22 protein-coding genes are annotated in these 23,944 nt (G+C 59.8%); 14 read left to right on the top strand and 8 right to left on the bottom strand.

Annotated elements, in window-relative coordinates; all coding sequences use genetic code 11:
- Positions 1 to 172 precede the first annotated feature (172 nt).
- Positions 173 to 2,623 (bottom strand): glycogen/starch/alpha-glucan phosphorylase, encoded by a 2,451-nt coding sequence (locus tag QOM08_RS01720; protein ID WP_076383354.1) that lies wholly within the window; start codon positions 2,621 to 2,623, stop codon positions 173 to 175.
- 254 nt (positions 2,624 to 2,877) lie between these two features.
- On the opposite strand from QOM08_RS01720, the gene QOM08_RS01715 reads away from it, so the two are divergent.
- Positions 2,878 to 3,315 (top strand): YkgJ family cysteine cluster protein, encoded by a 438-nt coding sequence (locus QOM08_RS01715; protein ID WP_047226919.1) that lies wholly within the window; start codon positions 2,878 to 2,880, stop codon positions 3,313 to 3,315.
- A gap of 224 nt (positions 3,316 to 3,539) precedes the next feature.
- Here the strand turns inward: QOM08_RS01715 and typA are convergent, their stop codons facing one another.
- Positions 3,540 to 5,360 (bottom strand): translational GTPase TypA, encoded by a 1,821-nt coding sequence (gene typA, locus QOM08_RS01710; protein ID WP_047226918.1) that lies wholly within the window; start codon positions 5,358 to 5,360, stop codon positions 3,540 to 3,542.
- Positions 5,361 to 5,498: 138 nt separating this feature from the next.
- Positions 5,499 to 6,953, bottom strand: coding sequence for a tRNA uracil 4-sulfurtransferase ThiI (gene thiI, locus QOM08_RS01705; protein ID WP_047226917.1), 1,455 nt, complete (start codon positions 6,951 to 6,953; stop codon positions 5,499 to 5,501).
- Positions 6,954 to 7,281: 328 nt separating this feature from the next.
- On the opposite strand from thiI, the gene glnA reads away from it, so the two are divergent.
- The 8 genes from glnA to QOM08_RS01665 all read left to right on the top strand — a co-directional run bounded on the left by glnA (position 7,282) and on the right by QOM08_RS01665 (position 15,110).
- Entirely contained in the window at positions 7,282 to 8,688 is a 1,407-nt protein-coding gene (gene glnA, locus QOM08_RS01700; protein ID WP_014336114.1) for a type I glutamate--ammonia ligase, read from the top strand.
- Between the two features lie 123 nt (positions 8,689 to 8,811).
- Positions 8,812 to 10,034 (top strand): IS3 family transposase gene (locus QOM08_RS01695; protein WP_316911973.1). Its coding sequence is split into 2 segments (ribosomal slippage): positions 8,812 to 9,163 and positions 9,163 to 10,034, totalling 1,224 coding nucleotides; the frame shifts between segments, so codons are not numbered across the junction.
- Between the two features lie 94 nt (positions 10,035 to 10,128).
- Positions 10,129 to 10,686, top strand: a complete 558-nt coding sequence (locus QOM08_RS01690; protein WP_316912484.1) for a chorismate mutase — start codon at positions 10,129 to 10,131, stop codon at positions 10,684 to 10,686.
- A 233-nt stretch (positions 10,687 to 10,919) separates the two neighbouring features.
- Positions 10,920 to 11,438 carry a DUF4124 domain-containing protein gene (locus tag QOM08_RS01685; RefSeq protein ID WP_047226964.1) on the top strand — a complete coding sequence of 173 codons (519 nt, stop codon included), beginning with the start codon at positions 10,920 to 10,922 and terminating at the stop codon, positions 11,436 to 11,438.
- On the top strand, positions 11,435 to 12,058 hold the full coding sequence (locus QOM08_RS01680) for a DUF4124 domain-containing protein (protein ID WP_047226915.1): 624 nt from the start codon (positions 11,435 to 11,437) through the stop codon (positions 12,056 to 12,058). Before QOM08_RS01685 ends, QOM08_RS01680 begins: the two co-directional genes overlap by 4 nt.
- A 231-nt stretch (positions 12,059 to 12,289) precedes the next feature.
- Positions 12,290 to 13,375, top strand: a complete 1,086-nt coding sequence (gene glnL, locus QOM08_RS01675) for a nitrogen regulation protein NR(II) (protein WP_047226914.1) — start codon at positions 12,290 to 12,292, stop codon at positions 13,373 to 13,375.
- Positions 13,372 to 14,808 carry a nitrogen regulation protein NR(I) gene (ntrC, locus tag QOM08_RS01670; protein ID WP_047226913.1) on the top strand — a complete coding sequence of 479 codons (1,437 nt, stop codon included), beginning with the start codon at positions 13,372 to 13,374 and terminating at the stop codon, positions 14,806 to 14,808. Before glnL ends, ntrC begins: the two co-directional genes overlap by 4 nt.
- 122 nt (positions 14,809 to 14,930) lie before the next feature.
- Positions 14,931 to 15,110, top strand: coding sequence for a hypothetical protein (locus tag QOM08_RS01665; protein WP_173406450.1), 180 nt, complete (start codon positions 14,931 to 14,933; stop codon positions 15,108 to 15,110).
- A gap of 203 nt (positions 15,111 to 15,313) precedes the next feature.
- Here the strand turns inward: QOM08_RS01665 and QOM08_RS01660 are convergent, their stop codons facing one another.
- Positions 15,314 to 15,754 (bottom strand): hypothetical protein, encoded by a 441-nt coding sequence (locus QOM08_RS01660; RefSeq protein ID WP_076383353.1) that lies wholly within the window; start codon positions 15,752 to 15,754, stop codon positions 15,314 to 15,316.
- Here QOM08_RS01660 and trmL point away from each other — a divergent pair.
- Complete coding sequence (gene trmL, locus QOM08_RS01655) at positions 15,753 to 16,208, top strand: tRNA (uridine(34)/cytosine(34)/5-carboxymethylaminomethyluridine(34)-2'-O)-methyltransferase TrmL (protein WP_047226911.1); 456 nt, start codon at positions 15,753 to 15,755, stop codon at positions 16,206 to 16,208. The two genes, QOM08_RS01660 and trmL, sit on opposite strands and share 2 nt — an antisense overlap.
- A gap of 139 nt (positions 16,209 to 16,347) precedes the next feature.
- On the opposite strand, the gene secB is transcribed toward trmL, so the two are convergent.
- The 3 genes from secB to QOM08_RS01640 are packed head-to-tail and all read right to left on the bottom strand — an operon-like array spanning position 16,348 to position 17,538.
- Positions 16,348 to 16,830, bottom strand: a complete 483-nt coding sequence (secB, locus tag QOM08_RS01650; RefSeq protein ID WP_047226910.1) for a protein-export chaperone SecB — start codon at positions 16,828 to 16,830, stop codon at positions 16,348 to 16,350.
- Between the two features lie 38 nt (positions 16,831 to 16,868).
- Positions 16,869 to 17,123 carry a glutaredoxin 3 gene (gene grxC / locus QOM08_RS01645; protein ID WP_047226909.1) on the bottom strand — a complete coding sequence of 85 codons (255 nt, stop codon included), beginning with the start codon at positions 17,121 to 17,123 and terminating at the stop codon, positions 16,869 to 16,871.
- 1 nt (position 17,124) lies between these two features.
- Positions 17,125 to 17,538 (bottom strand): rhodanese-like domain-containing protein, encoded by a 414-nt coding sequence (locus tag QOM08_RS01640; RefSeq protein WP_047226908.1) that lies wholly within the window; start codon positions 17,536 to 17,538, stop codon positions 17,125 to 17,127.
- A gap of 152 nt (positions 17,539 to 17,690) precedes the next feature.
- Between QOM08_RS01640 and gpmI the strand changes: the two genes are divergently transcribed.
- The 4 genes from gpmI (at position 17,691) to QOM08_RS01620 (ending at position 22,861) form a co-directional block, all read left to right on the top strand.
- Positions 17,691 to 19,220 (top strand): 2,3-bisphosphoglycerate-independent phosphoglycerate mutase, encoded by a 1,530-nt coding sequence (gene gpmI, locus QOM08_RS01635; RefSeq protein ID WP_076383352.1) that lies wholly within the window; start codon positions 17,691 to 17,693, stop codon positions 19,218 to 19,220.
- Positions 19,221 to 19,447: 227 nt separating this feature from the next.
- Positions 19,448 to 20,734, top strand: coding sequence for a murein hydrolase activator EnvC (locus QOM08_RS01630; protein WP_316912483.1), 1,287 nt, complete (start codon positions 19,448 to 19,450; stop codon positions 20,732 to 20,734).
- Positions 20,735 to 20,766: 32 nt separating this feature from the next.
- Positions 20,767 to 22,083 carry a S41 family peptidase gene (locus QOM08_RS01625; protein WP_047226905.1) on the top strand — a complete coding sequence of 439 codons (1,317 nt, stop codon included), beginning with the start codon at positions 20,767 to 20,769 and terminating at the stop codon, positions 22,081 to 22,083.
- 1 nt (position 22,084) lies between these two features.
- A complete protein-coding gene (locus QOM08_RS01620; RefSeq protein ID WP_316912482.1) occupies positions 22,085 to 22,861 on the top strand; it encodes a divergent polysaccharide deacetylase family protein in 777 nt (258 codons plus the stop codon).
- Between the two features lie 129 nt (positions 22,862 to 22,990).
- Here the strand turns inward: QOM08_RS01620 and QOM08_RS01615 are convergent, their stop codons facing one another.
- On the bottom strand, positions 22,991 to 23,746 hold the full coding sequence (locus tag QOM08_RS01615) for an ABC transporter substrate-binding protein (protein ID WP_316912481.1): 756 nt from the start codon (positions 23,744 to 23,746) through the stop codon (positions 22,991 to 22,993).
- Positions 23,747 to 23,944: the final 198 nt, after the last annotated feature.

Genomic DNA, 23,944 nt, shown 5'->3' with positions numbered 1-23,944 from the left:
GTCAGTTACCAAACAGGTTGGCTGACACACCGTTATCGCGAGCAGGCTCGCTCCCACAATGGATTGCTGGCGCCTCAAGCACTAAACCGGCCACACAGCCCGGCGAAACTGGCGCTTAGTATATCGACCAAGCCCAACCACCGTTGGGCTTCGCTCACATTTCCTGCAACTGCTACTCCAGGGCTTTCCAGATGTCGGTGGCGTATTCCCGAATGGTCCGGTCGGAGGAAAACCAGCCCATGCGCGCGGTGTTGAGCACCGCCGAACGCCACCAGTGCTGGGCGTCGTGCCAACGTTCTTCGACCCTGGCCTGGGCATCCCAGTAAGAGTCGAAGTCGGCGCAGACCAGAAAGCGATCGTAATCCACCAGCGAATCGACAAGCCCGGTGTAGCGCATCGGATCGTCCGGCGAAAACACCCCGCCGCGAATAGCCTGCAACACATCGTTGAGGCGATGGGACGCGGCAATGTCCGGCGCGGCACTGAACTCGCCGTTCTGCTTGCGGGCCTCCACCTGCTCGGCCGTCAGGCCGAAGATGAACATGTGCTCACCGCCCACGCGCTCATGCATCTCCACGTTGGCGCCGTCCATGGTGCCGATAGTCAGCGCACCGTTAAGACCGAACTTCATGTTACTGGTGCCTGACGCTTCAAAACCGGCCGTGGATATCTGCTCGGAAAGGTCCGCCGCCGGGATGATGCTCTCGGCCAGGCTGACGTTGTAGTTGGGCAGGAACACCACTTTGAGCAGGCCACGCACGGTCGGGTCGTTGTTCACCACACGGGCGATATCGTTGGTCAGCTTGATGATCAACTTGGCCTGGTGATAACTGGCGGCGGCCTTGCCAGCGAAAATTTTCACCCGTGGCACCCAGTCCACTTCCGGTTCGGCGCGGATCGCCTGGTACAGCGCCACCGTGTGCATCAGGTTGAGCAACTGGCGCTTGTATTCATGGATCCGTTTGACTTGCACGTCGAACATCGCCGCCGGGTTCACGGCAACCCCCAAACGCTCGTGAATCAGATGCGCCAAGGCCTTTTTGCTGTGCAGGCGCTGTTCGGCGAACTGTTTGCGGAACGCCGGTTGATCCGCGAACGGCTCCAGCTCGATCAGGCGCTCCTCGGGGTTGTCGAGCACACTCGGGCCCAGCGCATCGACCATCATCGAAGTCAGTTCAGCGTTGGCCTGAAACAGCCAGCGGCGGAACGTGATGCCGTTGGTTTTGTTGTTGATCCGCTCAGGGTAGAGCTTGTGCAGTTCGGAGAACACCGTGCTGCGCATCAGTTGCGTGTGCAACCCGGACACACCGTTGACGCTGTGGGAACCGAGAAAGGCGAGGTTGCCCATGCGCACCCGGCGGCCATTGTCTTCTTCGATCAGCGACACCGCGCGCAGCACGTCGAAATCGTGCACCCCCTTGGACCGCAGAGCATCGATGTGCTGGGCGTTGATCAGGTAAATGATCTGCATGTGTCGGGGCAACATGCGCTCCATCAGCCCCACTGGCCAGGTTTCCAGGGCTTCGGGTAGCAGCGTGTGGTTGGTGTAGGAGAGCGTGTCCTGGGTGATCTGCCAGGCGGCGTCCCAGGCCACGTCGTAGACGTCCACCAATTGGCGCATCAATTCGGCCACGGCGATCGACGGGTGAGTGTCGTTGAGCTGGATCGCCGCGTGATCGCCCAAGGTCAATACCGAGGTGTGCATGTTGCGATGACGGCGCAACAAATCCTGCAGCGAGGCGGCGACGAAGAAATACTCTTGGCGCAAGCGCAATTCCTGGCCCGCCTCGGTGCTGTCGGCCGGGTACAGCACGCGGGAGATACTCTCGGCCCGGGCCACTTCCGCCACGGCGCCCAAATGGTCGCCGGCGTTGAAGCGTTCCAGGTGCAGCTCTTCCATGGCGCGGGCGCGCCACAGACGCAGGGTGTTGACGCTGGCACCGCGCCAACCCACCACGGGCGTGTCATAGGCGATGGCTCGCACGGTTTCACCCGGAGACCAGACTTGCTTGGTATTGCCGGAGGCGTCGGTCACGGTCTCGACGCTGCCGCCGAAGCCGATCGGGTAAACCACTTCCGGCCGCTCGAACTCCCAAGGGTTGCCGAAATCCAGCCAGTGTTCGGTTTGCTCCTGCTGCCAGCCATCGACAATCGCCTGGCGAAACAGGCCGTGCTCGTAACGAATGCCGTAGCCATGGCCGGCAATGCCCAAGGTGGACATGCTTTCCATGAAACATGCCGCCAACCGGCCGAGGCCGCCGTTGCCCAACGCCGCATCGGGTTCGAGCAGGCGAATGCGCTCCAGATCCACGCCCAGTTCGGTCAAGGCTTCGCGCGCAGTGTCCAGCAGGCCGAGGTTGCTCAGGCTGTCATAGAGCAAGCGGCCGATGAGAAATTCCAGGGAGAGGTAATAAACGCGCTTCTGGCCCTTGCGGTAAATCTGCCGCGTGTGGTCCATCCAGTGCTCGACCATATGGTCGCGGGCGGCCAGGGCAATGGCTTCGAACCAGTCGTGATCAAACGCATGATCCGGGTCCTTGCCGACGGCGTAAGTGAGTTTGGTCAACACGGCATCGCGAAATGCAGCCACTTCGGCTTCGCGAACAAGTGGTTCTTGAGTCATTGATGAGACCTCGAACGAGCATGAAATTGTCTGAGCCTAGACGGTCTGACAGGCACTACAGGCGCAGGTTCGTTGGTTTTTCCATGGCGACGGAGAATCGCCGCCAGGGAATTGCCGTATGGGTGAATGAATGCAGGGGCCGTGCCGGTCCTGGGAGAGTTTTACCGGGCTCGAAAAAAAACCGGCAGATGGTCGTTCAAAATTTCACCAGTCCCGGTATGATCGCGCGCCCTGATGCATGCTGGTAAACCTTGATGATGAAGCCCAACCTGATCGCCGCCGCGGAGATCGACCGAATCGATACCTGGGCCAAGTACTCCGCGCCAATGTGCGGTTCCTGCGTGTCGAGCTGCTGCACACTGCCGGTGGAGGTCAAGATCAAGGACCTGATCCGGATCGGTATCGTCGACGAATTCGAACTGGGCGACCCGCCGAAAAACATCGCCAAGCGCCTGCAAAAGGAAGGGATCGTCGAGCGCTATAACCAGAAGTCCGAAATCTTCACGCTCCAGCGCATGAGCAACAACGATTGCCTGTATCTGGATCGCAAGAGCCGGTTGTGCACCATTTATGAGAAGCGCCCGGATACCTGCCGCAACCATCCGCGGGTCGGGCCGCGCCCGGGGTACTGCGCCTACAAGCCCAAGGAAGTGGAGCGCGAGCGTAATCCGCGGACGTTGGACAAATTCTGATCGAATGATGTTTTAGCTGCGCCTGGAACATCGCCATCGCGAGCAAGCTCGCTCCCACAGGGGATTTGCGGTGGATACAGATTTTGTGTCCGACCTGAATCCCTTGTGGGAGCGAGCTTGCTCGCGATGGTGCCCTGACAGCCACTACATAACTTCCAGGCATAAAAAAACGCCCCTGATCTCACAATCAGGGGCGTTTTTTTAGCCATTAACTAAGTCGAAACTCAGTTACCGCTTTTCTTGGCGGCGCGGGTACGCTCGCTTTCGCCAAGGATCTTCTTACGCAGGCGAATCGACTTAGGCGTCACTTCGCACAGTTCGTCTTCCTGCACGAACTCCAGCGCTTGCTCCAGGGTGAACTTGACCGGCGGAACCAATGCGATGGTTTCGTCTTTGCCCGAAGCACGCATGTTGTCGAGCTTCTTGCCTTTGGTCGGGTTCACGCCCAGGTCGTTGTCGCGGCTGTTGAGGCCGACGATTTGACCTTCGTAGATGTCCTGGCCGTGCTCGACGAACAGCTTGCCGCGCGCTTGCAGGGTTTCCAGCGAGTAGGTCAGTGCCTTGCCGGTCGCAACCGATACCAGAACACCGTTCTGACGGCCGGACATGTCGCCGGACTTCATCACGTCATAACGATCGAAGATCGAAGTCAGGATGCCGCCACCGGAGGTCAGGGTCAGGAACTCGTTACGGAAACCGATCAGGCCACGGGCCGGGATGTTGTACTCAAGGCGCACACGGCCCTTGCCATCCGGAACCATGTTGGTCAGGTCGCCTTTGCGCAGGCCCATTTGTTCCATGATCGCGCCCTGGGATTCTTCCGGCAGGTCGATGGTCACGTTTTCGTACGGTTCGTGCTTGACGCCATCAACCATACGGATGATCACTTCAGGACGACCTACGCCCATTTCGAAGCCTTCGCGACGCATGGTTTCGATCAGAACCGAGAGGTGCAGCTCACCACGGCCGGAAACCTTGAACTTGTCGGCCGAGTCGCCTTCTTCAACGCGCAGTGCCACGTTGTAGAGCAGCTCCTTGTCCAGACGCTCCTTGATGTTACGGCTGGTCACGAACTTGCCTTCTTTACCGCAGAATGGCGAGTCGTTGACCTGGAAGGTCATGGAAACGGTTGGCTCATCGACAGTCAACGGCTTCATCGCTTCGACGTTCAGTGGGTCGCACAGAGTGTCGGAGATGAACAGTTGCTCGAAGCCGCTGATGCAGACGATGTCGCCGGCAGCTGCTTCTTCAACGTCGATACGGTGCAGGCCGTGGTGACCCATCAGCTTGAGGATACGACCGTTGCGCTTCTTGCCGTCGGCGTCGATAGCCACGACCGGCGTGTTCGGCTTGATGCGACCACGGGCGATACGGCCAACACCGATCACACCCAGGAAGCTGTTGTAGTCCAGGGCCGAGATTTGCATCTGGAACGGACCGTCACGGTCGACTTTCGGCGCAGGTACGTCGTCGACAATCGACTGGTACAGCGGGGTCATGTCTTCGGCCATGTTGGTGTGGTCCAGACCGGCAATACCGTTCAGGGCCGAGGCGTAGACGACTTTGAAGTCCAGCTGTTCTTCGGTGGCGCCCAGGTTGTCGAACAGGTCGAAAATCTGGTCCAGAACCCAGTCCGGACGCGCGCCTGGACGGTCAACCTTGTTGATGACCACGATCGGACGCAGGCCGGCTTCGAAAGCCTTCTTGGTCACGAAACGGGTTTGCGGCATAGGGCCGTCCTGGGCATCGACCAGCAGCAGCACGGAGTCGACCATCGACATTACGCGCTCTACTTCACCACCGAAGTCGGCGTGGCCCGGGGTGTCCACGATGTTGATGTGGTAGCCATTCCAGTTGATGGCGGTGTTTTTCGCCAGAATGGTAATACCGCGCTCTTTTTCCTGGTCGTTGGAGTCCATCACGCGCTCGTCGTTGAGCTCGTTGCGCTCCAGAGTGCCGGATTGACGCAAGAGTTTGTCTACCAGGGTGGTCTTACCATGGTCAACGTGAGCAATGATGGCGATGTTGCGTAGATTTTCGATCACTTGTGTATCTCGATCAGAGGATTCGGTGTGCTGACAGGTCGTGGCAGCGATTTACGTTGAGTCCGACAAAGCCGTTACAGCCTGTCGGCGGCGTCGGGGGGCCGGTGACGCAGGCCACAGGCAAACAGCCCCGGGCACTTAGCTCGGTCGATAAACGCGCACATTGGCATGCCCCTCACTGAGCAAATGGTGGGCATGCAGGCGACTCATCACGCCTTTGTCGCAATACAACAGGTACTGGCGAGTAGGGTCCAGTTCCTTGAAACGCGCGTTCACTGCATAGAACGGCATCGTTTGTACCTCGATACCGGCGATACTCAGCGGGTCGTCTTCAGCGTCGTCCGGGTGACGGATGTCGATGATGATCTGACCGGCCAGCGCTTCGCCGACTTCTTCAATCTGTATGTCCTGGCCCAATTCATCGATCACCCGATCGATTGGCACCAGCCTGGCGTTTTCGAGCGCACGCTCGAGCACCGCCATGTCGAATTCTTTCTCTTCATGCTCCACACGCCCGCGCTTGGCCGCCGTCTTCGGATTGACCGAGATGACCCCGCAGTATTCCGGCATGTGCCGGGCAAAATCGGCGGTGCCGATCTCGTTGGCCGTGTCGATGATGTCCTGCTTGTGGCTGGCGATCAGCGGGCGCAGTACCAGCTTTTCGGTCACGCAGTCGATCACTGACAGGTTCGGCAGCGTCTGGCTCGACACCTGGGAGATCGCCTCGCCGGTGACCAGCGCATCGATGTGCAGCCGATCGGCGATGCTGGATGCGGCACGCAACATCATACGCTTCAAAATGACGCCCATATGACTGTTATCGACTTTGCCGAGAATCTCGCCCAGGACTTCCTCGAACGGTACGCTCACAAATAACACGCGTTGGGAGCTGCCATACTTCTTCCAGATGAAGTGCGCCACTTCCATCACGCCCAGTTCATGGGCGCGCCCGCCAAGATTGAAGAAGCAGAAATGGCTCATCAGCCCGCGACGCATGATCTGGTAGGCCGCGACCGTGGAATCGAAACCGCCGGACATCAGCACCAGGGTCTGTTCCAGCGAACCCAGCGGATACCCGCCAATGCTGTCGTGCTGACTGTGGATCACGAACAACCGCTGGTCGCGAATTTCGATGCGCACTTCAATTTGCGGGTCTTTCAATGAAATTCCGGCGGCGCCACACTGCTTGCGCAACTGGCTGCCGACGTATCTCTCCACGTCCATCGAGCTGAACGGGTGTTTGCCGGCGCGCTTGCAGCGCACCGAGAAAATCTTGCCGGCCAGGGCATCACCATAATGCAGCTTGCACTTGGCGAGGATGTCGTCGAAATCCCCCAGCGGGTATTCGTCGACCTGCAGGAAATGCGCGATGCCCGGCATGCAGCTCAGGCGCTCGGTCATTTCCTTGAGAATCTTGGGTTCGCTGACGCGGGTTTCCAGTTCGAGGTTGTCCCACACGCCGTTCACCACCACAGCCGGGTCCAGATCGCGGAGCACGGCACGGATGTTCTTGGCCAACTGGCGGATGAAACGCATCCGTACCGGGCGGCTCTTGATGGTGATCTCGGGGAAGACTTTTACGATTAGTTTCATGAAAACAGCGCGCGAACGGCCAGCCGAAAAAGGGGGGCGCGGATTATAGCGGAAATTGCTCAAGGTTTAACCAGTTAATGTGCACTCGGTTTTCAGCGCACCAAAACAGGTCATCTCTCGCAAGTTACGCCACATTGCAGTGCGCAATTGTTCGACAATCCGCGAATACAGGCTATAAAAGCGTGGATTTGGTGCAAAAAACCCATGCTGGGGCACTGGCATGCAAATTGCTCCCTTGTGAGGCAGGTTGCCTTGGCAGAGTATTCGCGCCGGCATCACCCATATCTAAGGGCACACCATTACCCGCCCGAAGCCACCCGGAGGACATATGTCGAAGTCGGTTCAACTCATCAAAGATCATGACGTCAAGTGGATTGATCTGCGCTTCACTGACACCAAAGGCACTCAACATCACGTGACCATGCCGGCCCGTGATGCGCTGGACGACGAATTCTTTGAAATCGGAAAGATGTTCGACGGTTCCTCCATCTCTGGCTGGAAAGGCATCGAAGCCTCCGACATGATCCTGATGCCGGACGACGAAACTGCCGTCCTGGACCCGTTCACCGAAGAGCCGACCCTGATCCTGGTCTGCGACATCATCGAACCTTCGACCATGCAAGGCTATGACCGCGACCCACGCGCCATCGCCCACCGTGCCGAGGAATACCTGAAGTCCACCGGTATCGGCGACACCGCTTTCTTCGGTCCTGAGCCTGAGTTCTTCATCTTCGACTCGGTCAAGTTCAAGTCCGACATCTCCGGTTCCATGTTCAAGATCTTCTCCGAACAAGGTTCGTGGATGTCCGATCAGGACGTGGAAGGCGGTAACAAAGGCCACCGTCCCGGTATCAAGGGCGGCTACTTCCCGGTTCCACCGTTCGACTTCGACCACGAGATCCGTACCTCCATGTGCAACGCACTGGAAGAGATGGGCCAGACCGTCGAAGTTCACCACCACGAAGTGGCGACTGCCGGCCAGAACGAGATCGGCGTGAAATTCAACACGCTGGTCAAGAAGGCTGACGAAGTCCAGACCCTGAAGTACTGCGTACACAACGTTGCTGATGCATACGGCCGCACCGCGACCTTCATGCCGAAGCCTCTGTACGGCGACAACGGTTCGGGCATGCACGTGCACATGTCGATCTCCAAAGACGGCAAGAACACCTTCGCCGGCGAAGGTTATGCCGGCCTGTCGGACACTGCCCTGTACTTCATCGGCGGTATCATCAAGCACGGTAAGGCCCTGAACGGCTTCACCAACCCGTCGACCAACTCCTACAAGCGTCTGGTACCAGGCTTCGAAGCACCGGTCATGCTGGCCTACTCGGCTCGTAACCGTTCTGCCTCGATCCGTATTCCTTACGTCAACAGCCCTAAGGCTCGCCGTATCGAAGCCCGTTTCCCGGATCCGGCTGCCAACCCGTACCTGGCCTTCGCTGCACTGATGATGGCCGGTCTGGACGGTATCCAGAACAAGATCCACCCTGGCGATGCCGCCGACAAAAACCTGTATGACCTGCCGCCTGAAGAGGCCAAGGAAATCCCACAGGTTTGTGGCAGCCTGAAAGAAGCCCTGGAAGAGCTGGACAAGGGCCGTGCGTTCCTGACCAAGGGCGGCGTATTCAGCGATGACTTCATCGACGCTTACATCGCACTGAAAAGCGAAGAAGAAATCAAGGTTCGCACCTTCGTACACCCACTGGAATATGAGCTGTACTACAGCTGCTAATCCAGTAAGCGCCGCCACGCACGGCGTGAAATAAAGAAAGGCCTCCTTCGGGAGGCCTTTTTTATGGACGTGTCTCGTCCTGAATAAGGTTTACACCTTCTGACCTCTCCTCAGGAGGAACCAATGGATTCAGGAAGAAGGCGTAGTCAGCGTGATTACACGCTGGGCTTTAAATTGGCGGTTGTCGATCAGGTTGAAAAGGGCGAACTGAGTTATAAAGAGGCTCAACGGCGTTATGGGATTCAGGGCCGGTCGACTGTGTTGGTATGGTTACGCAAGCATGGGCGGCAGGACTGGAGCCAAGGCGCCTCCATTCGTGCCCAGAGGAACCGACCGATGGCCGAGCCAAATTTGCCGCTGACACCAGAGCAGCGAATCAAGGAGCTGGAAGAAAAGCTGGCCCTTGCCAACCAGAAAGCCCAATTTTTTGAAGCTGTCGTTGACGTGCTGAAAAACGATTACGGTGTTTCTGTCGTAAAAAAGCGATCCGGCAAGTCCTCAGCCAAGGGCAAATCGAAGGCCTGAGTGTCACCAGGGCTTGCCAGTTTCTGGGCATCTCACGGCAGGCGTATTACAAGCGCAATCGAGCTTACGACGCGCAAACTAGCCATGCGCAAAAGGTGCTGGGATTTGTGCTGGAGGCACGCCTTGAAATGCCTCGGTTGGGCACCCGTAAGCTGCATGGGCTAATGCAAGCCGAACCTGAACTAACGCAAACGGTAGGCCGAGATCGATTGTTCGATATTCTGCGAGACCATCGACAACTGGTCCCACGCAAACGCGCTTATCACAAGACTACCGACAGTCATCATCGCTTCCGTCGACATCCGAATCGGCTCAAGCCCGGCCCTGACCAAGTCACTGCCACCGGCCCGGAACAGGTGTGGGTGGCGGATATAACCTATTTACCGACCGAGCAAAGCGTCGCTTACGTAAGTCTGGTCACTGATGCGTTCTCGCGCAAAATAGTCGGCCATCATGTGCATGAAAGCCTGCATACCGAGTCAGTCATCCGGGCGATGACGAAAGCTCTTCGACACCGAAGAACCAATCAGCCACTGGTACATCACTCCGATCGGGGCTCGCAATACTGCTCTGATCTCTACCAAAAGCTGCACGCCAAGCATGGCGTCAGGTGTTCGATGACGGATGGCTACGACTGCTACCAGAATGCCCTAGCGGAACGAGTGAATGGGATTCTGAAAACAGAATTTCTTTTACACCGTCCCAAAGACCTCGCCCAAGCCAAGCGCATGGTTGAGGAATCGATAGAAATCTATAACCGTAAGCGACCTCATTTGGCCCTGAAATACAAAACGCCCGATGCGGTGCATCGGGCGTTTTGAGACTGAAACAGGTGTAAACCTATTTCAGGACTAGACAACGCACGTTACGTGCATGATTGTCTGCGCCCTCCACTATTCGAAGACGAGATCACCCATGACTTCGCGCCTTTCACTCTGCCTTGCTCTGTCTGCCGCGTTGTTGGGCACCGCCGCCCAGGCCGCCACCGCACCCACCACCCTCGCCCCACTGCTCGGCACCATAGGCGAGCGCCTGGCCATTGCCGATCAGGTCGCCCTGAGCAAGTGGGACAGCCGCAAACCGGTGGAAGATCGCCAGCGCGAACGCGAGGTGATCGCCGCTGCCGTCGCCCAGGCACCGGCTTACAAACTGAGCAGTGAAGCGGTAGAGGCGTTTTTCGCCGCACAAATAGAAGCCAACAAACTGGTGCAATACGCGCATCTGTCCGACTGGCAACTGCAAGGCAAAGCCCCGGACGCACCGCGCCCGGACCTGGTTAGGCAGATCCGCCCGCAGCTGGATCAACTGCAAAAACGCCTGCTGCAACAACTGGCCGACTTCAGCCCCTACCGCACCGACCCGCAATGCCCGCAATGGCTGGCCCAGGCCACCCATACCGTCAGTAACGACCCGTTGCGGCAAATGGCGCTGGTTCGGGCGACCGCAGAGCTGTGCGTCCTCACAAAATCCTGAGCCCACACATCTTTCCCCTGTGGGAGCGAGCCTGCTCGCGATGAGGCCAGCCCATCTACCACTTGTGTGACTGACACTCCGCCATCGCGCGCACGCTCGCTCCCACAGAGGTCCAGTGTCGAACCTGGAGGCTGTGAACACCGCCCCCACAAGGGATGGCGTGCAACAACTTGGGCCAACCGCCTCCCCTGACCTATGCTGCAATCCAACACTTTCGGTTTTCGGTTGATTTTATGGGTCGTGGCTTTCCAGGAATGCTGTTGTTGCTGTTGGCGCTGCCAGCCGCCGCACAGATCTACAAATACACCGACGCCGACGGTAACACCGCCTATAGCAACCAGCCGCCCGATGGCATACCGGCCCAGGCAGTGGAGCTGCCGCCACTCAACAGTGTCGAACCCCAGCCCCCGACCAACCCGAACGCTGCTGCGCCTGCAGCGAACCGGGACGAGCCAGGCAACGCCTACGAAACTCTGGAGCTGACAGACATCCCCAGCGAAGAGGCCCTGCGCGCCAACAACGGCACCTTCACCGTTGGCGTCCTGGCTCGGCCGCGTCTGCAAAGCCCTCATCTGTTCAGGTTGTTGCTGGACGGCCAGCCCTATGGCCAGCCGAGCAACGTGCCGCGCCTGCAATTGGTGAATATCGATCGGGGCGAGCACAGCCTGGCGGTACAGGTCATCGACGGCGAACATCTTGTGCAACAGAGCGAAACCGTCATCTTCACCGTGCAACGGGTGCACCGCCCATGATCCGCTGGCTGCTCGTGCTGTGCCTGGCCGTGCTGCCAGGGCTGGGGGCAGCGCAGGTCTATACCTACATCGACGCCCAGGGCAATCGCGTCTTCACCGATCAACCGCGTCCCGGTAACGCCCAGAAAGTGCAACTGCCGCCCGCCAACCGGATGGCGACACCGCCCTCCGGCGCAGCCTCGGCGTCGGCGCCTGAAAAAAAGCCCGATCCCATGTTCCGTTACGAAATGCTGCGACTGTTGATCCCTGAACCGGATGCCACGATACGCAGCACAGCGGGGGAACTGATCGTCACGGTCACCAGCGAACCCGGTTTGCAAAAAGGCCACCGCTACCGCCTGCTACTGGATGGCAACCCCACAGGCGAACCGGGACCCAGCCCAGTGTTCGCGCTGAGCAACATTGATCGGGGCAGCCATCATCTGGCGGTAGAGATTCTCGATGAGCAGGGCCGTATCGTCGAACGTACCGCCAACCAGCCCTTCCACATGCAGCGCATTTCCCTGGCGCAGAAACGCCGCATCAAACCCTGCGCCACCGCCGACTACGGCCAGCGTCCCGAATGCCCCCTCACCGACAAGCCCGCAGAAGAGCAAAGCAGCATCCTGCCGTTCTTCTAACACCCGCCCAGATGGCGCACTATATTGGTGCAAGTGTCTGCACCCTACTCAAATTCCAGCCCATTTTGGTTCGAAAGTACCCGAAAAAGCTGGCAGAACGCCACGCAATCGGGCGAAAAAGGTTCGTTTGAGGCTCTAAACGCTTCTTTTCGGAGCCTTGGTTTGGTTTTTGCATTTTCCTTGTATCGGCGCGTCATACGCGTGCTTGCTTACGCTCCAAAAGAGGTCCTGATGACCATTAGCGACGCACTACACCGCTTGCTACTCGATAACCTCACCACCGCAACCATCCTGCTCGATGCCGAACTGCGGCTCGAGTACATGAACCCGGCGGCAGAGATGCTGCTGGCCGTCAGCGGCCAGCGCAGCCACGGGCAGTTCATCAGCGAGCTGTTCACCGAATCGGCCGAGGCGCTCAACTCCTTGCGCCAGGCAGTGGAACAGGCGCACCCGTTCACCAAGCGCGAAGCGATGCTCACCGCCCTGACCGGCCAGACCCTGACCGTGGATTACGCGGTAACACCGATCCTGAATAACGGTGCCACGCTGTTGCTGCTGGAGGTGCACCCCCGTGATCGCCTGCTGCGCATCACCAAGGAAGAGGCTCAGTTGTCCAAGCAGGAAACCAGCAAGATGCTGGTGCGCGGCCTGGCCCATGAGATCAAGAACCCCCTCGGCGGGATTCGCGGCGCGGCGCAACTGTTGGCCCGGGAGCTGCCCGAAGAAAGTCTCAAGGACTACACCAACGTCATCATTGAAGAAGCCGACCGCTTGCGCAATCTGGTGGATCGCATGCTCGGCTCCAACAAGCTGCCGTCCCTGGCGATGTGCAACGTTCACGAAGTGCTGGAGCGCGTCAGCAGCCTGGTGGAAGCCGAGAGCCAGGGGTGCATCACCTTGGTGCGCGACTACGACCCGAGCATTCCCGATGTTTTGATCGATCGCGAGCAGATGATCCAGGCGGTGCTGAACATCGTGCGCAACGCCATGCAGGCCATCAGCAGCCAGAACGAGCTGCGCCTGGGCCGCATTAGCCTGCGCACCCGCGCCATGCGCCAGTTCACCATCGGCCATGTGCGCCATCGCCTGGTGACCAAGATCGAAATCATCGACAACGGACCAGGCATTCCCGCGGAGTTGCAGGAAACCATCTTCTTTCCCATGGTCAGCGGCCGCCCTGACGGTACCGGGCTGGGCCTGTCCATTACCCAAAACATCATCAGTCAGCATCAGGGCTTGATCGAATGTGAGAGCCATCCCGGCCACACCACCTTTTCGATCTTCCTGCCACTGGAACAAGGAGCCACATCGACATGAGCCGTAGTGAAACCGTGTGGATCGTCGATGACGACCGTTCTATCCGTTGGGTCCTGGAAAAAGCCTTGCAACAGGAAGGCATGACCACCCAGAGCTTCGACAGCGCCGACGGAGTGATGAGCCGCCTGGCCCGTCAGCAACCGGACGTCATCATCTCCGACATCCGCATGCCCGGCGCTAGCGGTCTGGACCTGCTGGCGCGGATTCGCGAGCAGCACCCACGGCTGCCGGTGATCATCATGACCGCCCATTCGGACCTGGACAGCGCTGTGGCGTCCTATCAGGGGGGTGCTTTCGAGTACCTGCCCAAGCCCTTCGACGTCGATGAGGCCGTGTCACTGGTCAAGCGCGCCAACCAGCACGCCCAGGAACAACAGGGCATGGAAGAGGTGCCTGCGCTGGCGCGCACCCCGGAAATCATCGGTGAAGCGCCGGCAATGCAGGAAGTGTTTCGCGCCATTGGGCGTTTGAGCCACTCCAACATTACCGTGCTGATCAACGGCGAATCGGGCACCGGTAAAGAACTGGTCGCCCATGCCCTGCACCGCCACAGTCCACGGGCGGCATCACCGTTCATTGCGCTGAACATGGCGGCGATCCCCAAGGACCTGATGGAGTCCGAGCTGTTCGGTCACGAGAAAGGCGCGTTCACCGGCGCCGCCAACCTGCGGCGCGGGCGCTTCGAACAAGCCGACGGCGGCACCTTGTTCCTCGACGAAATCGGCGACATGCCGGCTGACACCCAGACCCGGCTGTTGCGCGTGCTGGCGGACGGCGAGTTCTATCGGGTGGGCGGTCATACACCGGTCAAAGTCGATGTACGCATCATCGCCGCGACCCACCAGAACCTGGAAACCCTGGTCCACGCTGGAAAATTCCGCGAAGACTTGTTCCATCGCCTGAATGTGATCCGCATTCATATCCCGCGCCTGGCGGACCGTCGCGAAGACATCCCGACCCTGGCCCGGCACTTCCTCAGCCGCGCGGCCCAGGAGCTGGCGGTAGAGCCCAAACTGCTCAAGAGCGAAACCGAGGAATACCTCAAGAACCTGCCGTGGCCCGGCAACGTACGCCAGTTGGAGAACACCTGCCGCTGGATCACGGTGATGGCGTCCGGTCGCGAAGTGCACATCAGCGATCTTCCACCGGAGCTGCTCAGCCTGCCGCAGGACTCGGCCCCGGTGACCAACTGGGAACAGGCCCTGCGCCAGTGGGCCGACCAGGCCCTGGCCCGCGGCCAATCGAACCTGCTGGACAGCGCCGTACCGAGTTTCGAACGCATCATGATCGAGACCGCCCTCAAGCACACCGCTGGCCGCCGCCGCGACGCCGCGGTGCTGCTGGGCTGGGGCCGCAATACCTTGACCCGCAAGATCAAGGAATTGGGGATGAAGGTTGATGGCGGGGATGATGATGAGGGGGATGAGGGCTGAGCAGCCTTTAGCCCTTCACTGATCTTGAAGGCCAATCGCGAGCAGGCTCGCTCCCACAAAGGTTTGCGGTGTCGCGACTATCTTGTGGGAGCGAGCCTGCTCGCGATGTTTTTGAAGGCTTGATGCACCGCATCGATGCACTGAGAACCGCAATGGCACATGCGCCCCCCCGTCAAAACCAATCAGCCCAACTCGAAGAAACCGCACAAACAAAAGCAAAAGCCCCGAAATACGGGGCTTTGCGCATCATCAGCAGATTTTTTGTGACAAGCCATTTAAAACTGGCACGCCCCCTGCAATAACTCAATCATTACCCAGTTTCGGGGACCTTGGTACAGGCAGGCCGGGGATTCCCCATTTTACATCGGGCTCATCGAGCCCACTGTTTTGGGGGCCTTGATACAGGCAGGTCAAGGTTTCCCTTCTTTACACCCGGGGCTGCGCGTTTAACGCAAGCCCCTCCCGTTTGGGGACCTTGGTACAGGCAGGCCGGGGATTCCCTCTTTTATTGCTCTTGGAGACGGATCTCCAGCCGCCAGCGGTCATCGACCTCGCTGCCGGCCCACTCCCCCCGCAATGGACGCGCCGCCACCAGCGTCAGCAACAACCCTTTGTCACTCAAACGCACCCGCCAGTTCACGTCCTTGCCATTGAGTTTGAGCTGGCCCTTCTGCGGACGGCCCTCTGCCTGGAGCAACAGCGCCACCGAGCCGTCGATGATTTCCCCGTGCAGCTTGGGCTCGTTGTTGAACCAGGCCACCAGCGTCCCGTCGATCACTTCGACCTGTTGCAGCACGCTCGGCTCGGGCGTGGTCAGGCGACCGATCATCAGGCCGACCATCAGACCGAAGATCGCCAAAGACCCCATCACTCGAGGCAATAGCTTCGAACGCTGATCGGTTTGCGGCGTAGAATGCCGCTCATCTTTATCTGCGGAGCCGTGCATGTTTCACGTCATCCTTTTTCAACCGGAAATTCCGCCGAACACCGGCAACGTCATCAGGCTGTGCGCCAACAGCGGCTGCCACCTGCATCTGATCGAACCACTGGGCTTCGAGATGGACGACAAGCGCCTGCGCCGTGCCGGTCTCGACTACCACGAGTATGCCACCCTGCAACGCCATGCCGATCTCGCCAGCTGTCTGGAGAGCCTGGGGCATCCGCGCTTGTTTGCCTTCACCACCAAGGGTTCGCGGCCATTCCATGATGCCAGCTTCGTCGCGGGCGATGCGTTCCTGTTCGGCCCGGAAAGCCGTGGCCTGCCGGCCGAGGTACTGGACGCCCTGCCCGCCGACCAGCGTCTGCGCCTGCCGATGCGCGAAGGCTGTCGCAGCCTGAACCTGTCCAACACCGTGGCAGTGGCCGTTTACGAGGCCTGGCGGCAGAACGGTTTCCGGTAACCCTGGCCAGAAACTTCTGTGGGAGCGAGCCTGCTCGCGATAGCGCTGTACCAGTCAACTCAATACTGACTGATATGACGCTATCGCGAGCAGGCTCGCTCCCACAGGTTTATACCTTGTGCTACAGCCGCGATACCGCTTACTGAACGGTCGCGGCGCCTTCTTGCTGCATGCGCTGCAGTTCTTGCGCGTACAGGGCATCGAAGTTCACCGGGGCCAGCATCAGGGCCGGGAACGAACCGCGGGTCACCAGGCTGTCCAGGGTTTCGCGGGCGTACGGGAACAGGATGTTGGGGCAGAAGGCACCCAGGGTGTGGCTCATCGAAGCGGCATCCAGGTTCTTGATCAGGAAGATCCCGGCTTGCTGCACTTCGGCAATGAATGCGACTTCGTCACCGTTCTTCACGGTCACCGACAGGGTCAGCACCACTTCGTGGAAATCATCTTCCAGGGCTTTCTGGCGAGTGTTCAGGTCCAGGCCTACGCTCGGCTCCCACTGCTGGCGAAAGATCGCCGGGCTTTTCGGGGCTTCGAAGGACAGGTCACGCACATAAATACGCTGCAAGGAGAATTGCGGTGCGGTTTCTTCTTCGCTGGCAGCTGTGTTCTGTTGGTCAGTCATCGCAGATCCTTCTTACTTTCAGGTTCTTAGTGGGGAATTCAGGCCTTGAGCATCGCATCGAGCTTGCCGGCGCGATCCAGGGCAAACAGATCATCGCAACCGCCCACGTGGGTGCTGCCGATCCAGATCTGCGGCACGGAGGTACGTCCGGCCTTTTGAGTCATTTCGGCGCGCAGTTGCGGCTTGCCGTCGACCTTGATCTCTTCGAAAGCCACACCTTTGTTCTTGAGCAGGAACTTGGCTCGAGAGCAATAGGGGCAGTAATCGCTGGAATAGACAACAACGTGGGTCATATCACTTCACCAGGGGCAGATTGTCGGCTTTCCAGCTTGCAACGCCACCGGACAGCTTGGCAGCGGTAAAGCCGGACTTCATCAGCTCGCGGGCATGAGTGCCTGCGTGCTGGCCCTGAGCATCCACCAGGATCAGCGTCTTGGCCTTGTGCTTTTCCAGTTCACCGATACGAGCGATCAGTTTGTCCTGGGGAATGTTCACCGCGCCGACAATGTGACCAGCGGCGAAATCCTTGCTCGGACGTATGTCTACCACCACGCCGGTGTCCTTGTTGACCAGTGCCGTCAGCTCGCCAGTACTGAGGCTGCGACCGCCGCCCTGCATCGTATGGGCAACCAGCAACGCCAGCAGTACGACGAAGATACCGACGAGAAGGTAGTGGTTAGTGGCAAATTCAATCAGGTGAGCAACCATCGAAGGAGGTTCCAGGGCGTTAAAATGTCGGCCAGTATACACAGCACACAAGGCCGGCCAAACCCCGCCCGGCGGTGACGGCACCGGAACTTACCTTTAAACTGCCCGTCCCTTTTCCATCGCCTTCTTTTAATCAGCCACGAGTGGATTCCATGACTACCACGCCTAAACCTTTGGTCCTGATGATTCTCGACGGCTTCGGTCACAGTGACAGCCACGAATCCAATGCCGTGTACGCGGCCCGCAAGCCTGTGCTGGACCGTCTGTGGGCCACCGTGCCGAACGGCCTGATCTCCGGCAGCGGCATGGACGTCGGCCTGCCCGACGGACAGATGGGCAACTCCGAAGTCGGCCACATGAACCTCGGCGCGGGCCGCGTGGTGTATCAGGACTTCACCCGCGTGACCAAAGCGATCCGCGACGGCGAATTCTTTGAAAACCCGACCATCTGCGCTGCTGTGGATAAAGCCGTGGCTGCTGGCAAAGCCGTGCACTTCATGGGCCTGCTGTCCGATGGCGGCGTGCACAGCCACCAGGACCACCTGATCGCCATGGCCGAACTGGCCTTCAAGCGCGGTGCCGAAAAAATCTACCTGCACGCGTTCCTCGATGGCCGCGACACGCCACCAAAAAGCGCCACTTCGTCGATCGAACTGCTCGACAGCACCTTCCAGGCTCTCGGCAAGGGCCGTATCGCCAGCATCGTCGGCCGTTACTACGCCATGGACCGCGATAACCGCTGGGACCGGGTGTCCCAGGCCTACAACCTGATCGTCGACGGCAACGCCGAGTTCAACGCCGCCACGGCCCAGGAAGGCCTGCAAGCCGCCTACGAGCGGGGTGAAAGCGACGAATTCGTCAAGGCCACCACCATCGGTGAACCGGTCAAAGTCGAGGACGGCGATGCCGTGGTGTTCATGAACTTCCGCGCCGACCGTGCCCGCGAGCTGACCCGCGTGTTTGTCGAAGACGATTTCAAGGAGTTCGAACGCGCCCGCCAGCCGAAACTGGCCGGCTTCGTGATGCTGACCCAATACGCCGCCAGCATCCCCGCGCCGTCGGCCTTCGCCGCCGGCAGCCTGGAAAACGTGCTGGGCGACTACCTGGCGAAGAACGGCAAGACCCAACTGCGCATCGCTGAAACCGAGAAGTATGCCCACGTGACGTTCTTCTTCTCCGGTGGCCGTGAAGAGCCCTTCCCCGGCGAAGAACGCATCCTGATCCCGTCGCCGAAAGTCGCCACCTATGACCTGCAACCGGAGATGAGCGCACCGGAGGTCACCGACCGCATCGTCGATGCCATCGAGCACCAGCGCTACGACGTGATCGTGGTCAACTACGCCAACGGCGACATGGTCGGCCACAGCGGGGTGTTCGACGCCGCGGTCAAAGCGGTGGAATGCCTGGACACCTGCGTCGGGCGCATCGTCGAGGCGCTGGAAAAAGTCGGCGGTGAAGCGCTGATCACCGCCGACCACGGGAATGTCGAGCAGATGTCCGACGAGTCCACCGGCCAGGCCCATACCGCCCACACCACCGAGCCGGTGCCATTCATCTATGTCGGCAAGCGTGACTTCAAGGTCCGCGATGGCGGCGTACTGGCTGACGTGGCGCCGACGATGCTGATGTTGCTGGGGATGGAGAAGCCGGCGGAGATGACCGGGACGTCGATCCTGGTCTGATTGATCCATCAATCACCGCAAACCCTGTGGGAGCGAGCTTGCTCGCGATAGCGATCTTCCAATCAACATCTTTGTTGAATGTGCTGGCGCCATCGCGAGCAAGCTCGCTCCCACATTGGTTTTTGGTGTTTTTTGGGCCAGTTATCACACAGCCCCAAATGGGCGTTTTTTTTGCAGCGTGGGGCGGGCATACTAGGCCGTCCCTTTCCCTGGTGTCGCCCGCCTCTATGCTTCGCGTTCTGATAGCCCTCGCTCTGACCTGCCTGCTCCAACCGGCCTTCGCTGACGAGCGCGCACAAACCCAACAGCAGTTGGACGCCACGCGTCAGGACATTGCCGAGCTGAAAAAGCTGCTGGGCAAGTTGCAGGAAGAGAAGTCCGGCGTGCAGAAAGATCTGCGCGGTACCGAGACCGAGATGGGCAAGCTGGAAAAGCAGGTCGACGCCCTGCAACAAGAGCTGAAGAAAAGTGAATCCGAGTTGCAGCGACTCGATACGGAGAAAAAAAAACTCCAGAGCGCGCGCACTGAACAGCAAAAGCTGATCGCCATCCAGGCCCGCGCGGCCTACCAGAACGGCCGGCAGGAATATCTCAAGCTGCTGCTCAACCAGCAGAACCCCGAGAAATTCGCCCGCACGCTCACGTATTACGATTACCTAAGCCAGGCACGCCTGGAGCAACTCAAGAGCTTTAACGAAACCCTGCGCCAGCTGGCCAATGTCGAAAAAGAGATTGAATTGCAGCAGGCCCAGTTGCTGGTGCAGAAAAGCAGCCTCGACACCCAACGCGAAGAACTCGAGAAGGTTCGCAAGGAGCGTCAGGTCGCCCTGGCCAAGCTCAATGAGGACGTTAAGGCCCGCGACAGCAAGCTCAAGGCTCGCGAGCAGGACCAGGCTCAACTGGCAAAAGTCCTGAAGACCATCGAAGAAACCCTGGCACGCCAGGCTCGAGAGGCGGAAGAAGCGCGCCAGAAGGCGCTGATCGCCCAGCAGGAAGCCGAAAAAAAGCGTTTGCGTGAAGCCCAGGCCGACGCCAGCGATGCACCGCGCAAGCCTGCTCGATCAAGCCCTGGCCCGTTGGTTTCCACAGGTGGCGAAACCTTCGGCGGCGCTTTTGCTTCGGCACGGGGCAAACTTCCATGGCCGGTCAATGGTCGATTGCTTGCACGCTTCGGCCAAACCCGCGGCGATGATACCCGTACCAAATGGGACGGCGTGATGATCAGCGCCACTGCCGGCAGCCGGGTGCATGCCGTGCATGGCGGTCGTGTGGTGTTCGCCGACTGGCTTCGCGGCGCCGGCCTGCTGGTGATCCTGGATCATGGTAACGGCTATTTGAGCCTGTACGGCCATAACCAGACGCTGCTCAAGGCGGCCGGCGATGTAGTCAAGGCCGGCGAGTCCATCTCTACGGTTGGTAACAGTGGCGGGCAGGATACGCCAGCGCTGTATTTCGCTATTCGTCAGCAGGGTCGCCCCAGTGACCCGACCCAATGGTGTCGTGCGCAAGGATAAGCGCGCCCATCCAACTCAGGAGTTCGTTCGACATGCTGCATTTGTCCCGCCTCACCTCGCTGGCCCTGACGATCGCCCTGGTGATCGGTGCGCCCCTGGCGTTCGCCGCTGAACCGGCCCCCTCGTCGACCGCCGCTACGGCCGCGACCACCAAGGCCCCGCTGCCGCTGGACGAACTGCGCACCTTTGCCGAAGTCATGGACCGGATCAAGGCCGCCTACGTGGAACCGGTGGACGACAAGCTGCTGCTGGAGAACGCCATCAAGGGCATGCTCAGCAACCTTGACCCCCACTCGGCCTACCTGGGGCCGGAAGATTTCGCCGAGCTGCAGGAAAGCACCAGCGGCGAGTTCGGCGGCCTGGGCATCGAGGTCGGCAGCGAAGACGGCTTCGTCAAAGTGGTTTCGCCCATCGACGACACGCCTGCTTCCAAGGCCGGCATCCAGGCCGGTGACTTCATCGTCAAGATCAACGGCCAGCCGACTCGCGGCCAGAGCATGACCGAAGCCGTGGACAAGATGCGCGGCAAGATCGGCCAGAAGATTACCCTGACCCTGGTGCGCGATGGCGGCACGCCGTTCGACGTGACCCTGACCCGCGCGATCATCCAGGTCAAAAGCGTGAAGAGCCAGTTGCTGGAATCAGGCTACGGCTACATCCGCATCACCCAGTTCCAGGTCAAGACCGGCGAAGAAGTCGCCAAGGCCCTGGCCAAGCTGCGCAAGGACAACGGCAAGAAGCTCAACGGCATGGTCCTGGACCTGCGTAACAACCCCGGCGGCGTGCTGCAATCGGCCGTGGAGGTGGTGGACCATTTCATCACCAAGGGCCTGATCGTCTACACCAAGGGCCGCATCGCCAATTCCGAGCTGCGCTTTTCGGCCACCGGCAACGACCTGAGCGAAGCCGTGCCGCTGGTGGTACTGATCAACGGTGGCAGCGCTTCGGCATCGGAAATCGTCGCCGGCGCCCTGCAGGACCAGAAACGCGGTGTCGTCATGGGCACCACCAGTTTTGGCAAAGGCTCGGTGCAGACCGTCTTGCCGCTCAACAATGACCGCGCCCTGAAGATCACTACTGCGCTGTACTACACCCCTAACGGCCGATCCATCCAGGCCCAGGGCATCGTCCCGGACATCGAGGTGCGCAAGGCCAAGATCACCAGCGAGCAGGACAGCGAGTACTTCAAGGAAGCTGACTTGCAGGGTCACTTGGGCAATGGCAACGGCGGCGCCGACAAACCGACCGGTTCCGGCGCCAAGGCCAAGCCCATGCCGCAGGATGATGACTATCAGTTGGCTCAGGCCCTGAGCCTGCTCAAAGGACTGAACATCACCTCCGGCCGCTGAGATGGGCCTGCGCTTCATCCTGGGCCTGGTGTGCTGCCTGGCTGGCGCGGCCTTTGCCGCGCCCGCCACACCGGCACCGCACAAGGCCTACCTGAGCCTGATCATCGATGACCTGGGGCAGAACCTGCCTCGGGATCGCCGCGTGCTGGCCCTGCCCGGCCCGGTCACTGCGGCGATCATGCCCGACACGCCACACGCTGCCGAACTCGCCCGCGAAGCCCATCGCGCCGGCAAGGTCGTCATGCTGCACATGCCCATGGACCCGGCCACCGGGCCGTTCGCCTGGCATCCGGAACTGCCCCTTGAAGAGTTGGGAAAACGCCTCGACGCCGCATTCGCCGCCGTGCCCTTCACCAGCGGGATCAATAACCACATGGGCAGCCGCATGACTTCACAGCCGCGGGCCATGGCATGGTTGATGGCGAACTTGCAGCAGCGACACAAGTTCTTTGTCGACAGCCGCACCAGCGCCCAGACAGTCGCCGCCGCCGAGGCGCAAAAAATCGGCCTCGCCAGCGTGTCGCGCGATGTGTTCCTGGACGATGAGCGCACCGAAGCGGCCATCGCCCATCAGCTTCAGGTCGCCATAGAGCTGGCTCGCCAGCAGGGCTCTGCGGTGATGATTGGCCATCCCTATCCGCAGACCCTGGCCGTGCTCGAACGTGAACTGCCCAGGCTCAAGGCCCAGGGCATCGAATGGATCGACATCAAGTCGATGATCAGCTTGCGCAGCAATCGGGCGATGGCTGGGCATGGCAAAGATGGGGTTTATCGGTAGCGGTTAAACCGCGCCGCCGCTATCGCGAGCAGGCTCGCTCCCACAGGGTGTCGGGTTGTTCGCCAGTCATGTGCCCACCGCAGATCCAGTGTGGGAGCGAGCCTGCTCGCGATAGCGGCGCCGTGGTCGTCAGAGATACCGCGCCATGATCACGTCCACCGCACCTTCCTTGCGCAGTTCATCCAGGGCCGCTTGAAGGCGGGCGACCACGTCGTCGGGCACGTTTTTGTTCAACGCCAGGTACAACTCGGCACTGTTGAACCGTAGCACGGTCTTGAGATCGCTCACCCCTTCCTCACGCGCCAGATAGCGCCCGGCCGGATCCCCGGTGGCCCACAGATCGATTTGACCATTGACCAGCTTCCTGGCGTTGTCCTGATCGCGCAACACGACAATCGGGTTCAGCCCTTGCTTGGCCAAGGTCTCGGCAATCGCGTCACCCTTGTAAGCCCCGATCCTGTATTGACGCGCCTGCTCCAACGAGTCCAGGGAAATCTTGCTGTCAGCCTTGGCGAGCATGATCCAGTCGTCCGGGCCAATCGGGCCGACCCATTTGAAGAGTTTTTCACGCTCGGGCAATCGCGCCGTGACAAACACGCCGTACCCGGGATTATCCAGGGCCAGTTTATAAATTCGCTCCCACGGGAAACGCAGTGTCAGGCTGTAGCTGATATCGGCACGTTTGAATATCTCGCGGACAATATCCACCGCGATGCCATTGATGTTCTCGTCCTGAGCGAAGTTTTTGCCATTCTTGGCCATGTTGTAGGGCGGGAAGTTTTCCGTCAGCAACACCAGGCCGACGTCACGGCGATCTTGAGCTTGTGCCCCGTTGACGAACAACAAAGAGGCACTGGCAATAACCAAAAGAATGCGTCTGAACATGTCTGCTACCCGAATCCATGGCGTGCCCAAGAGTGCCTCGGGCCTGCGAGCATGTCCACAGCCCTTTGCTGCCCAGGCGGCTCAACGACTCAAAATATAAAACAGCACTCTCACCGTTGAGGTAACTATTTACCGCCAACCGTCAGCCCCTACCTGATTAATTGGAGAACACCGGCCACTGCCGGTTTTCATTCAACT

Source organism: Pseudomonas sp. P105 (genome assembly GCF_032614175.1).
Taxonomy (GTDB): domain Bacteria; phylum Pseudomonadota; class Gammaproteobacteria; order Pseudomonadales; family Pseudomonadaceae; genus Aquipseudomonas; species Aquipseudomonas rhizophila.
Note: the sequence above shows the minus strand (reverse complement) of the source record. Positions and strands in the feature narration are given on the sequence as shown.

Excerpts from the sequence above, each read along its gene's own strand:
- thiI (WP_047226917.1), bottom strand. The coding sequence starts at position 6,953 with ATGAAACTAATCGTAAAAGTCTTCCCCGAGATCACCATCAAGAGCCGC.
- grxC (WP_047226909.1), bottom strand. The coding sequence starts at position 17,123 with ATGACCCACGTTGTTGTCTATTCCAGCGATTACTGCCCCTATTGCTCT.
- QOM08_RS01690 (WP_316912484.1), top strand. The coding sequence starts at position 10,129 with ATGACTTCGCGCCTTTCACTCTGCCTTGCTCTGTCTGCCGCGTTGTTG.
- QOM08_RS01640 (WP_047226908.1), bottom strand. The coding sequence starts at position 17,538 with ATGGTTGCTCACCTGATTGAATTTGCCACTAACCACTACCTTCTCGTC.
- QOM08_RS01665 (WP_173406450.1), top strand. The coding sequence starts at position 14,931 with ATGCACCGCATCGATGCACTGAGAACCGCAATGGCACATGCGCCCCCC.
- trmL (WP_047226911.1), top strand. The coding sequence starts at position 15,753 with ATGTTTCACGTCATCCTTTTTCAACCGGAAATTCCGCCGAACACCGGC.
- QOM08_RS01685 (WP_047226964.1), top strand. The coding sequence starts at position 10,920 with ATGGGTCGTGGCTTTCCAGGAATGCTGTTGTTGCTGTTGGCGCTGCCA.
- ntrC (WP_047226913.1), top strand. The coding sequence starts at position 13,372 with ATGAGCCGTAGTGAAACCGTGTGGATCGTCGATGACGACCGTTCTATC.
- QOM08_RS01720 (WP_076383354.1), bottom strand. The coding sequence starts at position 2,623 with ATGACTCAAGAACCACTTGTTCGCGAAGCCGAAGTGGCTGCATTTCGC.
- QOM08_RS01615 (WP_316912481.1), bottom strand. The coding sequence starts at position 23,746 with ATGTTCAGACGCATTCTTTTGGTTATTGCCAGTGCCTCTTTGTTGTTC.
- gpmI (WP_076383352.1), top strand. The coding sequence starts at position 17,691 with ATGACTACCACGCCTAAACCTTTGGTCCTGATGATTCTCGACGGCTTC.
- glnA (WP_014336114.1), top strand. The coding sequence starts at position 7,282 with ATGTCGAAGTCGGTTCAACTCATCAAAGATCATGACGTCAAGTGGATT.
- QOM08_RS01715 (WP_047226919.1), top strand. The coding sequence starts at position 2,878 with ATGATGAAGCCCAACCTGATCGCCGCCGCGGAGATCGACCGAATCGAT.
- secB (WP_047226910.1), bottom strand. The coding sequence starts at position 16,830 with ATGACTGACCAACAGAACACAGCTGCCAGCGAAGAAGAAACCGCACCG.
- QOM08_RS01620 (WP_316912482.1), top strand. The coding sequence starts at position 22,085 with ATGGGCCTGCGCTTCATCCTGGGCCTGGTGTGCTGCCTGGCTGGCGCG.
- QOM08_RS01625 (WP_047226905.1), top strand. The coding sequence starts at position 20,767 with ATGCTGCATTTGTCCCGCCTCACCTCGCTGGCCCTGACGATCGCCCTG.
- glnL (WP_047226914.1), top strand. The coding sequence starts at position 12,290 with ATGACCATTAGCGACGCACTACACCGCTTGCTACTCGATAACCTCACC.
- QOM08_RS01660 (WP_076383353.1), bottom strand. The coding sequence starts at position 15,754 with ATGCACGGCTCCGCAGATAAAGATGAGCGGCATTCTACGCCGCAAACC.
- QOM08_RS01630 (WP_316912483.1), top strand. The coding sequence starts at position 19,448 with ATGCTTCGCGTTCTGATAGCCCTCGCTCTGACCTGCCTGCTCCAACCG.
- QOM08_RS01680 (WP_047226915.1), top strand. The coding sequence starts at position 11,435 with ATGATCCGCTGGCTGCTCGTGCTGTGCCTGGCCGTGCTGCCAGGGCTG.